This window comes from Streptomyces sp. NPDC093097 (assembly GCF_044754325.1).
In the GTDB taxonomy this organism is placed as follows: Bacteria; Actinomycetota; Actinomycetes; order Streptomycetales; family Streptomycetaceae; genus Streptomyces.
The window spans coordinates 1-12978 of sequence record NZ_JBIVOW010000044.1; the positions used below are offsets into that span (position 1 = coordinate 1).

A 12978-nucleotide genomic window follows, 5' to 3' on the forward strand; every position below is an offset into this window, starting at 1 on the left:
ACCCCACCACCCGTCTCTCTTTTTGTGTGGTTTAGAACCCCCACCCGTCCGGGCCCGGCGGGGGGGCGGGCCCCCCCGCCCCGGGGGGGGGGGGGGCCCCCCCCGCCCCCCCCCCCCCACTGCCGTGTCGGCACACCTCACTGATCGCGGTACATCTCCGCCACCAGGAAGGCCAGGTCCAGCGACTGGCTGCGGTTGAGCCGCGGGTCGCAGGCGGTCTCGTAGCGCTGGTGCAGGTCGTCGACGAAGATCTCGTCGCCGCCGCCCACGCACTCGGTGACGTCGTCACCGGTCAGCTCGACGTGGATGCCGCCCGGGTGGGTGCCGAGGGCCTTGTGGACCTCGAAGAAGCCCTTGACCTCGTCCAGCACGTCGTCGAAGCGGCGGGTCTTGTGGCCCGAGGCCGCCTCGAAGGTGTTGCCGTGCATCGGGTCGCAGATCCACACCACCTTGGCACCGGAGGCGGTGACCTTCTCCACCAGCTCCGGCAGCCGGTCGCGGATCTTGTCCGCGCCCATCCGCGTGATGAAGGTGAGCCGGCCGGGCTCGCGCTCCGGGTCGATCCGGTCGATGAGGGTGAGCGCGTCCTCCGCGGTCGTCGTCGGGCCGAGCTTGACGCCGATCGGATTGCGGATGCGGGAGGCGAACTCGATGTGCGCGTGGTCCAGTTGACGGGTGCGCTCACCGATCCAGACCATGTGGCCCGAGACGTCGTAGAGCTTCCCGGTGCGGGAGTCGGTGCGGGTCAGCGCCGACTCGTAGTCCAGGATCAGCGCCTCGTGCGAGGAGTAGAACTCCACCGTCCGGAACTCCTCCGGGTCCACCCCGCAGGCGTTCATGAAGTTCATCGCCCGGTCGATCTCGCGCGCCAGCGCCTCGTACCGCTGGCCCGACGGCGAGGACTTCACGAAGTCCTGGTTCCAGGCGTGCACCTGGCGCAGGTCGGCGTAGCCACCGGTGGTGAAGGCGCGGACGAGGTTCAGCGTCGAGGAGGAGGCGTGGTACATCCGCTTCAGGCGCTCGGGGTCCGGGGTGCGGGCCTCGGCGGTGAACTCGAAGCCGTTGACGGAGTCGCCGCGGTAGGTCGGCAGGGTCACGCCGTCGCGGGTCTCGGTCGGCTTGGAGCGCGGCTTGCTGTACTGACCGGCGATCCGGCCGACCTTGACCACCGGGACGGACCCGGCGTACGTCAGCACAGCGCCCATCTGGAGCAGCGTCTTGAGCTTGTTGCGGATGTGCTCGGCGGAGACGGCGTCGAAGGCCTCCGCGCAGTCGCCGCCCTGAAGCAGGAACGCCTCGCCTCGGGCGACCGCGCCCAGGCGCTCGCGCAGCTGGTCGCACTCGCCCGCGAAGACGAGCGGCGGATAGGACTCGAGCTCCGCGATCACATCGCGCAGAGCCTCTTGGTCCGGCCAGTCAGGCTGCTGCGCCGCGGGCAGGTCTCGCCAGGTGTGGCCACCGGCGTGGGATTCAGCGTTCACGGTCACACCCCCACATTACGGGGTCCTCGAGGGGTATCCGTCCCGCATCCGGACTTTGAGACGCGCCCTGGACCGGAGATCCGGTAGGGTTCCCGCCATGCAGACGCGACCGACCATGAACATGAACTGGTGGTGGACCGCCCGACCGGCGGCCCACTGATTCGCGTCACGCACCGACAGACCGCGAAGGCCGCCCGAGGGGCGGCCTTTCGCGTTCCCGCGGCCGTTCCCTCCGTACCGGAAGCACTCCCGGAAGGAACCGCCATGCACCCCCAGCCCCCGTCCAGGCCCGGCGCCGCCGCACTGGTCCAGCGCCTGCTCGACCCCGCCTGCCCGCCGTTCGCCCTGCTCCGCCGCCGCGCCCCGGGCCGGGACGGCACCGTCGTCGAGGCGCTGATCGGCGAGGTGACCGAGGTCGAGCACCTGGCCGACATCCCGCTGGGCGAGGGGGCGCCGGGCGCGCCGGTGACCGACGCGCTGGCCCTGGTCCCGTTCCGGCAGATCCGCGAGCGCGGCTTCCGGGCGCACGACGACGGCACCCCGTTGGCCGTGCTGCGCCCGGACGAGTGCCACGAGGTGCCGCTGGACGCGCTGCTGGCGGCGCTCCCGGCGCACGACGTGGCGGTGACGGGCGGCGCCTTCGACGTGGACGACGCGGCCTACGCGGAGATCGTCGACCGGGTGGTGCGGGAGGAGATCGGCACCGGCGAGGGCGCCAACTTCGTCATCCGCCGCACGTTCGAGGGTGCCGTCCCCGGCTTCTCGGCGGCCGACGCGCTGGCGCTGTTCCGGCGGCTGCTGGCCGGCGAGCGCGGGGCGTACTGGACGTTCGTGGTGCACCGGCCGGGGCTGCGGACGCTGGTCGGCGCCAGCCCCGAGGTGCATGTGCGGATGGCGGGCGGGCTCGGCGAGGCGGGGACCGTCGTGATGAACCCCATCAGCGGGACCTACCGGTACCCCGCCGAGGGGCCGAGCGCGGAGGGTCTGCTGGCGTTCCTCGGGGACCGCAAGGAGGTCGAGGAGCTGTCGATGGTGGTGGACGAGGAACTGAAGATGATGTGCACCGTCGGCGACCGGGGCGGGGTGGTGGTCGGGCCGCGCCTGAAGGAGATGGCGCACCTGGCGCACACCGAGTACGAGCTGCGCGGCCGCTCCACCCTGGACGTGCGGGAGGTCCTCAAGGAGACGATGTTCGCCGCGACGGTCACCGGGTCGCCGGTGCAGAACGCCTGCCGGGTCATCGAGCGGCACGAGCCGGTGGCCCCGGACGGGCGCGGCCGCGGCTACTACGCGGGCGCGCTGGCGCTGCTCGGCCGGGACGCCGGCGGGGCGCAGACGCTGGACTCCCCGATCCTGATCCGCACCGCGGACATCGCCGCCGACGGCCGGCTGCGCGTACCGGTCGGCGCGACCCTGGTGCGCGCCTCCGACCCGCACGGCGAGGTCGCCGAGACGCACGCCAAGGCGGCCGGGGTGCTCACCGCGCTGGGGTTCCGGGACGCCCCCGCGCGGGCGGCGGCCGGTCCGGCGCCGCGGCTGGCCGACGATCCGCGGGTGCGGGCCGCGCTGGACGCCCGCCGGGCCGATCTGGCCCCGTTCTGGCTGCGGATGCAGACCACCGCGCCGGTCGCCGCGCTGCACGGCCACGCCCTGGTCGTCGACGCCGAGGACACCTTCACCGCGATGCTGGCGCACCTGCTGCGCACCTCGGGGCTGACGGTGACGGTCCGCCGCTACGACGAGCCCGGGCTGCGCGCCGCGGCGCTGGCGCACCAGGGGCCGGTGGTGCTGGGCCCCGGTCCCGGCGACCCGGCCGACACCGCCGACCCCAAGATGCGCTTCCTGCGCGCCCTCGCGGCCGACCTGGTGGCGGGCCACCGCCACGTGCCCACTCGCCGCACGGCCGCCACCCCTCACCCAGACCCTTCGGGTCACGGTCCCACCCGTCGCCCGACCGCCACCCCCCATCGAGACCCTGCGGGTCACGGACTCTTGGGGGTCTGCCTCGGCCACGAACTCATCGCCGCCGAGCTGGGGTTGGAGATCGTCCGCAAGGAGGTGCCGTTCCAGGGCGCCCAGGAGCGGATCGACTTCTTCGGGCGCACCGAGACGGTGGGTTTCTACAACACCTTCACGGCCCGCTGCGACGACCGGACCGCGACCGAACTCGCCATGCACCGCGTCGAGTTGAGCCGGGACGAGGCCACCGGGGAGGTGCACGCGCTGCGCGGTCCGGGCTTCGCGGGGGTGCAGTTCCACCCCGAGTCGGTGCTGACCCTGGACGGCGCGGCGGTCACCGCGCAGCTGCTGGCAGCTGTCCTCGTGTGACCAGCATGTTGCCGTTGGTGCGGCCGGCCAGGTGGTCCTCCACATTGGTCACGGTGGTCTCGACGATCTGGCCGACCGCCTCCTCGGTGAAGAACGCCTGGTGCGAGGTGACCAGCACGTTCGCGAAGGTCATCAGCCGGGCGAGGGTGTCGTCGCTGATGACGTCCAGGGACTTGTCGTAGAAGAAGAGCCCGGCCTCCTCCTCGTAGACGTCCAGGGCGACGCCGGTGAGCCGGCCGGCCTTGAGCGCCTCGACCAGGGCCACGGTGTCGATCAGCCCGCCGCGACTGGAGTTGACCAGGATGGCGTCGTCCTTCATGGCGGCCAGCGCGGCGGCGTCGACCACGTGCCGGGTGTCGTCGGTCAACGGGACGTGCAGGCTGACCAGGTCCGCCTCGGCGAACAGCCGCTCCCGGGGGACGTAGGCCATGCCCAGCGCCACGCACTCGGGGTTCTCGACGAGGTCCCAGCCCAGCAGCCGCATCCCGAAGCCGTGCGCGATCCTGGTGAACGCGGTGCCGATCCGGCCGGTGCCGAGCACCCCGACCGTGCGGCCGTGCAGATCGCGGCCCATCAGCCCGTCCAGTCGGAAGTCGAAGTTCCGGGTGCGGACGGCGGCCCGGATCAGCCGGCGGTTCACCGCCAGCGCCAGCAGCCAGGCGAACTCCGCGACCGCGTACGGCGAGTAGGCGGAGACCCGGCCGACGGTCATGCCGAGGTCGGCGGCGGCCTCCAGGTCGACGTTGTTGAAGCCGGTGGCGCGCTGGGCGACCATCTTGGTGCCGCCGGCCGCCAGCGTCTGGAGCACCTCGGCGCTCAGGTCGTCGTTGGCGGCGGTCAGGACGACCTCGTAGCCGTGGGCGATGGGGGCGGTGTCGCGGTTGAGGAAGACGTCCAGGCAGCGGACCTGGTGGCGGCCGGCGAACGCGCCCTCCAGGAGCGGCCGCTCGTCCCTCTGCACACCGAAGGCGACGATCTCCACGTTCCTCTCCCCGTATCTCCCCCGCCGGTGGTGGCGCGCGACGGCGCCGGGCGGCGGCGCCGCGCGGAGGCAATGGGCCGAACATGGCGCAATACGCCGAATATACGGCCCATCGCCCACCCGCGCCGCCCGGGAACGGGGCGGCACCGGCTCAGCCGAAGAAGACCCCGGCCTCGGCGTAGAGCGCGGGATCGACGGTCTTGAGCCTGGCGGTCGCCTCGGTCAGCGGCACCCGGACGATGTCGGTGCCGCGCAGCGCGACCATCGTGCCGTAGGCGGCGTCGCGCACCGCCTCGATGGCGTGCAGTCCGAAGCGGGTGGCCAGCCAGCGGTCGAAGGCGCTGGGGGTGCCGCCGCGCTGGGTGTGGCCGAGGACGGTGGTCCTGGCCTCCTTGCCGGTGCGCCGCTCGATCTCCTTGGCCAGCCACTCGCCGACGCCGGAGAGCCGGACGTGCCCGAAGGAGTCGGTGCTGCCGTCCTTGAGCACCAGTTCGCCGTCCTTGGGCATGGCGCCCTCGGCGACCACCACGATCGGCGCGTAGCTGGCCCGGAAGCGGGAGTCGATCCAGCGGCAGACCTCCTCGACGTCGAAGCGCTGCTCGGGGATGAGGACGACGTTGGCGCCGCCGGCCAGTCCGGAGTGCAGCGCGATCCAGCCGGCGTGCCGGCCCATCACCTCGACGACCAGCACCCGCATATGGGATTCGGCGGTGGTGTGCAGCCGGTCGATGGCCTCGGTGGCGACGCCGACGGCGGTGTCGAAACCGAAGGTGTAGTCCGTGGCCGACAGGTCGTTGTCGATGGTCTTGGGCACGCCCACGCAGGGGATGCCGTTCTCCTCGTAGAGCCGGGAGGCGACGCCGAGGGTGTCCTCGCCGCCGATCGCGATCAGCGCCTCGATCTCGTGCTTGGCGAGGGACTCCTTGATCCGGCGGACGCCGTCGGGCTGTGTGAAGGGGTTGGTCCGCGACGAGCCGAGGATGGTCCCGCCGCGGGGCAGGATGCCGCGCACGGCCGGGATGTCCAGCCGTACGGTGACCCCCTCCAGCGGTCCGCGCCAGCCGTCCCGGAAGCCGACGAAGTCGTATCCGTACTCCTGGGTGCCCTTGCGGACGATGCCCCTGATCACCGCGTTCAGACCCGGGCAGTCGCCGCCGCCGGTCAGCACTGCGACCCGCATCGCTTCACCTTCATCCCGTCCGTGGCCGCGTACGGCCGTCCGTGAACGTAACGCCGGTCACGTTAATGGTGATCTGGGTCACTCCGGGATGGTGCGTACGCCAACCCCCGGGCATGCCAAGGGAGTTGACGCACGGTGTTCACCCGTACGAGCGGAAGGGCTCGGACGGTGGCGGGTCAGAGGCCGTCGAGACCGCGCTCGATCGCGTAGCGCACCAGCTCGACGCGGTTGTGGAGTTGGAGCTTGCCGAGGGTGTTCTGGACGTGGTTCTGCACCGTGCGGTGCGAGATGACCAGCCGCTCGGCGATCTGCTTGTACGAGAGCCCCTTGGCGACCAGGCGCAGCACCTCGGTCTCCCGCTCCGTCAGCCGGGGCGCGTCCGGCGCGTCGTCGGCCGCGGGGGCCGGATCCGCCGCCAGCCGGCGGTACTCGCCGAGGACCAGGCCGGCCAGGCCCGGGGTGAACACCGGGTCGCCGGCGGCGGTGCTGCGGACCGCGTCCAGCAGCTCCTCGGTGCTGGCCGACTTCAGCAGATAGCCGGTGGCGCCGGACTTCACCGCCTCCAGGACGTCGGCGTGCTCGCCGCTGGCGGAGAGCACCAGCACCCGCAGCGACGGATCGGCGCCGACCACCTCCTTGCACACCTGGACGCCGGGCAGTCCCGGCAGATTGAGGTCCAGGACCAGCACGTCGGGCGCTGTCGCCTGCGCCCGGCGCACCGCCTGCGGCCCGTCCCCGGCCGTCGCCACCACCTCGAACCCGGCCTCCGCCAGATCCCGGGCGACCGCGTCCCGCCACATCGGGTGGTCGTCGACCACCATGACCCGCAGGCCCGTCCCGTCACTCATGCCCCGCCCCTCGCTTCGCCCGCCCCGCCCGTCACGCACCGGGCGAGGGCGCGTCCGCCGCGCTCGTTCACGCGCGGGCCCTCCCCCCTCGTCCGCCCTCGGGCGCGGCACCCTTGGGAACCTTCAACTCCACTTCCGTGCCCTGGCCGGGGACCGAGATCCACTCGGCGCTGCCGCCCAACTCCCGCAGCCGGCCGCGGATCGACAGCGCCGCCCCGAGGCGGCCCTCGCGCTCGGCCGCGGCCAGCCGCCCCTCGGGAATGCCGGGGCCCTCGTCGCGCACCGTCACGATGACCGCGTCCGGCTCGTCCTCCACCAGGATCCACGCGCGGGCGTCGGCCCCCACGTGCACCCGGACATTGTCCAACGCGGCACCGACAGCGGCCGCCAACTCCGCAGCGGCGGCGGCCGGCAGCGCGACCGGGGTGCCCGGGCCGGACAGCGTCACCCCGCCCCCGGCGTGCGGGGCGAGCAGCGCCACCAGGTCGCAGGGGGCGCCGCGGTCGGCCGGCGGTGCCGGCGCGGCGGCGCCGTCCTCCGCGCCGCCCTCCGCGGCCCGCTGACGGGGCACCAGCCCGCCGGCGACCAGGGTGCGCAGCGCCACCTCCTGTTCGCCCGCCATCCGGCCCAGTTCGGCCGCCTCGCCGCCGATCGCGGCACCGCGCCGCTGCACCATGGCGAGCACCTGGAGCACGCTGTCGTGGATGTCGCGGGCCAGCCGCTCCCGCTCCCGGGTGGCGGCATCGAGCTGGAGGGCGCGGGCCAGGGTGCGCTCACTGGCCCGCGCCACCTCGACGACGTAGCCGATGGCGACGCTGGCCACCCACACCAGCACCACGTTGTGGACGGTGTCCCGGGCCAGTTCCTGGCGTTCGACGAGGTTGACCGCCGCGACGATGGTGGAGGCCACCGCCGCCCACCGCCAGCCGCCCTTGATGGCGAAGCCGAGCACCGCGCCCGCGGTCCAGATGGACGGCAGCGTCGGGCTGCCGCCCATGATGCGGGCCTGGGTGTCGATCACCGCGGTGAGCAGGATGCCGCCGACCGCGAAGCCGAGGTCGACGAGCAGGAACTGCCGGGTGCAGCGCTCGGGCGACGTCGTCCGGCGCCAGGTCAGCGCGGTCCAGAGGGTGAGCGCGGCCATGTAGGCGGCGGCGCCCCACGGGTGCGCATAGCGCCGGTGGGCCACCGCGTACAGGCACAGCGCGTAGCCCAGGGTCAGGATGCGGTAGCCGGTGAGCGCCCGCCACAACGGCAGCTCGACGGACATCCGCAGCGGCTTCCGGCGGCCGTCGGCCCCCGCCCCCCGCTCGTCCTGCGCACCGGCGCCCGTGGCCCGGGTGTCCTGTATGTCGGCATCCGTCATTGCGGGCCCCCACCCCTCACCGTGGGGGCCGCACCGCCCCCGGTCTCGGCTCGTCCGTCCGTCCCGTCCCTGCCGCAGCGCCCCGGCCGGCCCCCGCCGCCCTACGCCTTCTTCTGCGCCTCCGCGGCAGCCTTCTTCTGTGCCTCCGCGGCCTTGGCCGCATCCGCGATCTGCCGCTTGGCCGCGGTCGCGTAGATGTCGACGTACTCCTGGCCCGAGAGCTTCATGATCTCGTACATCACCTCGTCGGTGATCGAGCGCAGGATGTACCGGTCGCCCTCCATGCCCTGGTAGCGGCTGAAGTCCAGCGGCTTGCCGATCCGGATACCGGGCCGGATCATCTTCGGGATGACCTTGCCGGGCGGCTGCACCTTCTCGGTGTCGATCATCGCGACCGGGATGACCGGCGCGCCGGTGGCCAGCGCCACCCGCGCCAGGCCGCCCGGCTTGCCGCGGTAGAGCCGTCCGTCCGGGGAGCGGGTGCCCTCCGGGTAGATGCCGAACAGCTCCCCGCGCTCCAGCACCTCGATACCGCTCTTGATCGCCGCCTCGCCCGCGCCGCGGGCGCCCGAGCGGTCGACCGGGAGCTGGCCCACGCCCTTGAAGAACGCGGCGGTCAGCTTGCCCTTCACGCCCGGGGTGGTGAAGTACTCCGCCTTCGCGATGAAGGTGACCTTGCGGTCGAGCACCGCGGGCAGGAAGAAGGAGTCCGAGAAGGACAGGTGGTTGCTCGCGAGGATCGCCGGACCCTCAGCGGGAACGTTCTCGATGCCTTCCACCCAGGGACGGAACGCGAGTCGCAGCGGACCCCCGATGGAAAACTTCATTGCGCCGTAGATCAACCGACTGCCTCCTGATGTCTGACGCAATGACCTTAACCCCCTTGCGGCGCGCCGGTGGCCGCGGCGGGCCATCGGACCGCGCACGGGCCGCCGCGGGGCCCGGGGCGCCGCGCCCGCGACCTGCCGCTCCCGCCGCCCTCGGCCCTACCCCGGCGCGGTCGCTTTGCGTACCCTGAAGTAATCCCGCCAAGCCCCTCACCGATCGGAGTCCTCCGGTGCCGCTCCTCCCCGGAGCCGAGCCGTTCCGCCGTGACGGCGGAGACGTCGGCGTCCTTCTCTGCCACGGCTTCACCGGCTCCCCGCAGTCCGTCCGCCCCTGGGCCGAGTACCTCGCCGAGCAGGGCCTGAGCGTCACCGTCCCGCTGCTGCCCGGCCACGGCACCCGCTGGCAGGACATGCAGCCGACCACCTGGCAGGACTGGTACGCCGAGGTCGACCGGGAGCTGCGCGCGCTGACCGAGCGCTGCTCCACGGTCTTCGTCTGCGGCCTGTCGATGGGCGGCGCGCTGGCCCTGCGGCTCGCGGCCCGGCACGGCGACGCCATCAGCGGCGTCGCGGTGGTCAACCCGGGCAACAAGGTCCATGACGCGGCGGCGCCGCTGCTGCCGGTGCTGCGGCACGTCATCCCCTCCACCAAGGGGATCGCGAGCGATATCGCCAAGCCCGGTGCCACCGAGGTCGGTTACGACCGGGTGCCGCTGCACGCCGCGCACTCGCTGCGGGAGTTCTTCCGGCTGGTCGACGCCGAACTCCCGCGCGTCACCCAGCCGTTGCTGGTGATGACCAGCCCGCAGGACCACGTCGTCCCGCCGGCCGACTCCGCGCGCATCCTCAGCCGGGTCTCCTCCGCCGACGTCCGGCACACCCTGCTGGAGCGCAGCTACCACGTCGCCACCCTCGACCACGACGCGGAGCGGATCTTCGCGGACACCCACGCCTTCATCACCCGGCTCGCGCCCCAGGCCCTGCCGGAGACGGCCCAGGAAGGGACGGCGGACCGTGGCGGAGCGTAGCCCCCGCGACCCTCGGGACCCGCTCGACGAGGAGGCCGCCTGGGCGGAGATCGTCGCGGGCTACGGCGAGCGGCCGGAGTTCCCCGGCACCGAGAAGCGGCCCGACCCCACCGCGGCGGCGGACGACCGCACCGCGGCGGCGGACGAGGACGCCGCGGACCCACCCACCGACCCCGCGCCCGGGAAGAGCGCCCCCGGCGACGGCACCCCGTCCCGGCCCGGCAGCTTCGTGGTCTTCGCCCCCGGCGTGGGACCGCGTGACTGGTCCGCCCGCGAGCCCTCCGACGACGACTTCGACGGGACGGACGAGGGCCACTTCACCCCGCCCGAACCGCCCCCGCTGCCGCAGGCCGACACCACCACCAAGTTCGCCTGGATCGCGGCCGTCGGCGGCCCGTTGCTGCTGATCGGCACGGTCGTCCTCCAGAAGCCGGTCACCTGGTGGATCGCCGTCCTGGGCATCGGCGGCTTCCTGGGCGGTCTGGCCACCCTCTTCGCGCGGATGAACGACGACCGCGACGAGGACGACGACCTGCCGGGCAGCGGCGCGGTGGTGTGAGCGCGGCGGGTTGAGCGCGCAGGCCCCCGGGCAGCCGCCCGGGGGTCCGTCAGCGCGCGGCCGGCACCCGCAGGGCGGCCAGCACCGGCAGGTGGTCCGAGGCGGCCAGCAGATCCGCCGGGCGCAGGCCGGGCAGCCCGTGCGGCACCCCGCACCCGAGCACCTCGACGCCGTCGGTGGTGAACACCGCGTCGATCCGCTGCCGGGGCGCATGCGGGGTGGAGGTGAACTCGCCGCCCCACGGCGCGGCCGCCCAGCCGTCCCGCAGCTCCGCCGCGATCCGCCGGAAACTCCGCCCGTCCGGGCGGTCGTTGAGGTCCCCGCCGACCACCGCGTGCGGTACGCCCAGCCCGGCGACCCGCTCCAGCAGCAGCCCGGCCTGGCCGTACCGCTCCCGCGCGTCCAGGCTCAGATGGCAGCTGACGACCCCGAGCCGGGCCCCGGCGAAGCGGAGCACGGCGGTGGCCAGGCCCCGCTGGTGCAGCCCGGGCGTCCGCGGCAGCAGGACGTCCTCGGTGTGCTCCACGTGGGCGCGGAGGGTGGCCAGCACCATCGGGCCGGCGGTCGTCGCGCCGCCGGTGACGTACACCAGGCCGCCGGCCCTGGCCAGCCGTTCGGCGGCCTTGCGCCAGCGGAAGAAGCGCGGCGCCTCCTGGACCAGGACGAGGTCGGGGGCGCAGGCCCGGACGACCCGGGCCAGCGCCGCCGTGTCGTCGCGCATCGAGCGGATGTTGTAGCTGAGCACCCGGACGACCGCGGTCCCGCCCGCTTCCGTGGCGGAGGCGGCAAGTCCGGCAGCGGGGGCCGGAGTTGCCGTGGCGGAACCGGTCTCGGCCGTGCCGGGGGCGGGCCGTCCGGAGCGCTCGACCGCCATCGGACTCAGCCCTGGCGCGCCAGGTCGGCCGCGCCGACCAGTCCGGCCTCGCCGCCGAGTTGGGCGGCGAGCACCTGGGCGTGCGGCCGCCACTGGCTGCCGACCAGCCAGCGCCGGAAGGACTTGCGGATCGGGTCCAGGACCAGCTCGCCCTCGTCCGAGACCCCGCCGCCGACGATGAACGCGGACGGGTCGAAGAGCGAGGCCAGGTCGGCGAGGCCGGCGCCGGCCCAGCGGGCCAGTTCGCGGAACGAGTCGACGGCGACCTTGTCGCCCTGGCGGGCGGCCTCGCTGATGTGCTTGCCCTGGATGCCCTCGGGGGTGCCGTCGCCGAGCGCGAGCAGCACCGCGGCGTTCTCCGGCGTGGCGAAGGCGCGCTGCCGGGCGTAGCGCAGCAGGGCGCGGCCGGAGGCGTACTGCTCCCAGCAGCCCTGGCTGCCGCAGCCGCACAGCAGGCCGTCCGGGACGACCCGGATGTGGCCGAACTCGGCGGCCACACCGAAGCGGCCGCGGCGCAGCTTGTTGCCGATGATGATGCCGCCGCCCAGGCCCGTGCCGAGGGTGATGCAGATGACGTCGCTGTGGCCCTGGCCGGCGCCGAAGCGGTACTCGCCCCAGGCCGCGGCGTTGGCGTCGTTCTCGACGACGACGGGCAGGCCGACGCGCTGCTCGACCTTGTCCTTGAGCGGCTCGTGGCGCCAGTCGATGTTCGGGGCGAAGAGGACCGTGGCCCGCTTCTCGTCGACGTAGCCGGCGGCGCCGATGCCGACGGCCTCGACGCGGTGGCCGGCACCGACGGTGCGGACCGCGTCCGCGATGGCCTCGGTCAGCTCGTCGGTGGCACGCGGGGTCGGTACCTTGCACGTCTCAAGGATCGAACCCTCTTCGTCGACCACGCCGGCCGCGATCTTCGTGCCGCCGATGTCGACGCCGATGGTGAGTCCCATGTGTCCCTCAGTTTTCGCTCGAACCCCGCCGTGCCCCACCGTACCGGAGGCGGGGAGAGCGTCAGTCGAGGTCGATGCGCTCGGTACCGGCCGGTCCGTCATCGCGCGGGTCGCCGGGGCGGCCCTCGGAGGTCTCGTCGGTGGCGGCCTCGCGGGTCCAGCGGCGCTCGCTGCTCTCGACGGCCGAGCGGTAGGCGGCGAGGAGTTCGGAGCCGGCCGCCGCGAGGTGGTCGAAGACGTCGGGGTTGCGCTCGATGACCGGCTCGACGGCGGCCTTGGCCTGCCGCAGCAGCTGGCCGACGGCGCTGCTCGCGGCCATCCCGCCGAGCGCGCCGGGCAGTTGGATGCCGGCGAGCTTGTCGGTCACGGCCTCGGCGAGCTTGCGCAGCTCCTCGGCGGCGCTGCCCGGCGCCGGGCCGTACTCGGCCCGGCGGCGGGCCTGCTCCGCGGCGAGGTCCTCGGCGCAGGCCGTCTCCCAGGCGTCGGCGTCCGGCTCGGCACGGCGATCGGCGGGGCGCTCGGTGGCATCACTCATGGCGGGCTCCGTGGACTCCTTGC

At 73.8% G+C, this 12978-nt stretch carries 12 protein-coding genes; 3 read left to right on the forward strand and 9 right to left on the reverse strand.

What is annotated here, in order from left to right; translation table 11 throughout:
- Positions 1-137 precede the first annotated feature (137 nt).
- The gene (locus ACIQE0_RS37915; protein WP_366339477.1) at positions 138-1487 is read right to left on the reverse strand and encodes a class II 3-deoxy-7-phosphoheptulonate synthase; all 1350 of its coding nucleotides are present in this window, start codon (positions 1485-1487) and stop codon (positions 138-140) included.
- 258 nt (positions 1488-1745) lie between these two features.
- On the opposite strand from ACIQE0_RS37915, the gene ACIQE0_RS37920 reads away from it, so the two are divergent.
- Positions 1746-3809 carry an anthranilate synthase family protein gene (locus ACIQE0_RS37920; protein WP_402340722.1) on the forward strand — a complete coding sequence of 688 codons (2064 nt, stop codon included), beginning with the start codon at positions 1746-1748 and terminating at the stop codon, positions 3807-3809.
- On the opposite strand, the gene ACIQE0_RS37925 is transcribed toward ACIQE0_RS37920, so the two are convergent.
- The 5 genes from ACIQE0_RS37925 to ACIQE0_RS37945 all read right to left on the reverse strand — a co-directional run bounded on the left by ACIQE0_RS37925 (position 3775) and on the right by ACIQE0_RS37945 (position 9012).
- On the reverse strand, positions 3775-4791 hold the full coding sequence (locus ACIQE0_RS37925; RefSeq protein WP_366339473.1) for a 2-hydroxyacid dehydrogenase: 1017 nt from the start codon (positions 4789-4791) through the stop codon (positions 3775-3777). The two genes, ACIQE0_RS37920 and ACIQE0_RS37925, sit on opposite strands and share 35 nt — an antisense overlap.
- Before the next feature lie 151 nt (positions 4792-4942).
- Positions 4943-5971: a 6-phosphofructokinase gene (locus ACIQE0_RS37930; RefSeq protein ID WP_366339471.1), complete on the reverse strand. Its 1029-nt coding sequence runs from the start codon at positions 5969-5971 to the stop codon at positions 4943-4945.
- Between the two features lie 176 nt (positions 5972-6147).
- The gene (locus ACIQE0_RS37935) at positions 6148-6819 is read right to left on the reverse strand and encodes a response regulator (protein WP_402340726.1); all 672 of its coding nucleotides are present in this window, start codon (positions 6817-6819) and stop codon (positions 6148-6150) included.
- 67 nt (positions 6820-6886) lie between these two features.
- Entirely contained in the window at positions 6887-8185 is a 1299-nt protein-coding gene (macS, locus tag ACIQE0_RS37940; protein ID WP_402340728.1) for a MacS family sensor histidine kinase, read from the reverse strand.
- Positions 8186-8286: 101 nt separating this feature from the next.
- Positions 8287-9012, reverse strand: coding sequence for a lysophospholipid acyltransferase family protein (locus ACIQE0_RS37945; protein WP_366339467.1), 726 nt, complete (start codon positions 9010-9012; stop codon positions 8287-8289).
- A gap of 230 nt (positions 9013-9242) precedes the next feature.
- Between ACIQE0_RS37945 and ACIQE0_RS37950 the strand changes: the two genes are divergently transcribed.
- Together ACIQE0_RS37950 and ACIQE0_RS37955 are read left to right on the forward strand one after the other, a co-directional pair.
- Positions 9243-10040, forward strand: coding sequence for an alpha/beta fold hydrolase (locus tag ACIQE0_RS37950; RefSeq protein ID WP_366339465.1), 798 nt, complete (start codon positions 9243-9245; stop codon positions 10038-10040).
- Positions 10027-10599, forward strand: coding sequence for a hypothetical protein (locus ACIQE0_RS37955; protein ID WP_402340731.1), 573 nt, complete (start codon positions 10027-10029; stop codon positions 10597-10599). The genes ACIQE0_RS37950 and ACIQE0_RS37955 overlap by 14 nt, the downstream gene beginning before the upstream one ends.
- Positions 10600-10648: 49 nt before the next feature.
- Here ACIQE0_RS37955 and ACIQE0_RS37960 read toward each other — a convergent pair whose 3' ends face one another.
- The 3 genes from ACIQE0_RS37960 to ACIQE0_RS37970 form a co-directional block, all read right to left on the reverse strand.
- A complete protein-coding gene (locus ACIQE0_RS37960) occupies positions 10649-11473 on the reverse strand; it encodes an endonuclease/exonuclease/phosphatase family protein (RefSeq protein WP_366339461.1) in 825 nt (274 codons plus the stop codon).
- Between the two features lie 5 nt (positions 11474-11478).
- The gene (locus tag ACIQE0_RS37965; RefSeq protein WP_366339459.1) at positions 11479-12420 is read right to left on the reverse strand and encodes an ROK family glucokinase; all 942 of its coding nucleotides are present in this window, start codon (positions 12418-12420) and stop codon (positions 11479-11481) included.
- Between the two features lie 61 nt (positions 12421-12481).
- On the reverse strand, positions 12482-12955 hold the full coding sequence (locus ACIQE0_RS37970) for a DUF5304 domain-containing protein (protein ID WP_366339457.1): 474 nt from the start codon (positions 12953-12955) through the stop codon (positions 12482-12484).
- Positions 12956-12978 lie beyond the last annotated feature (23 nt).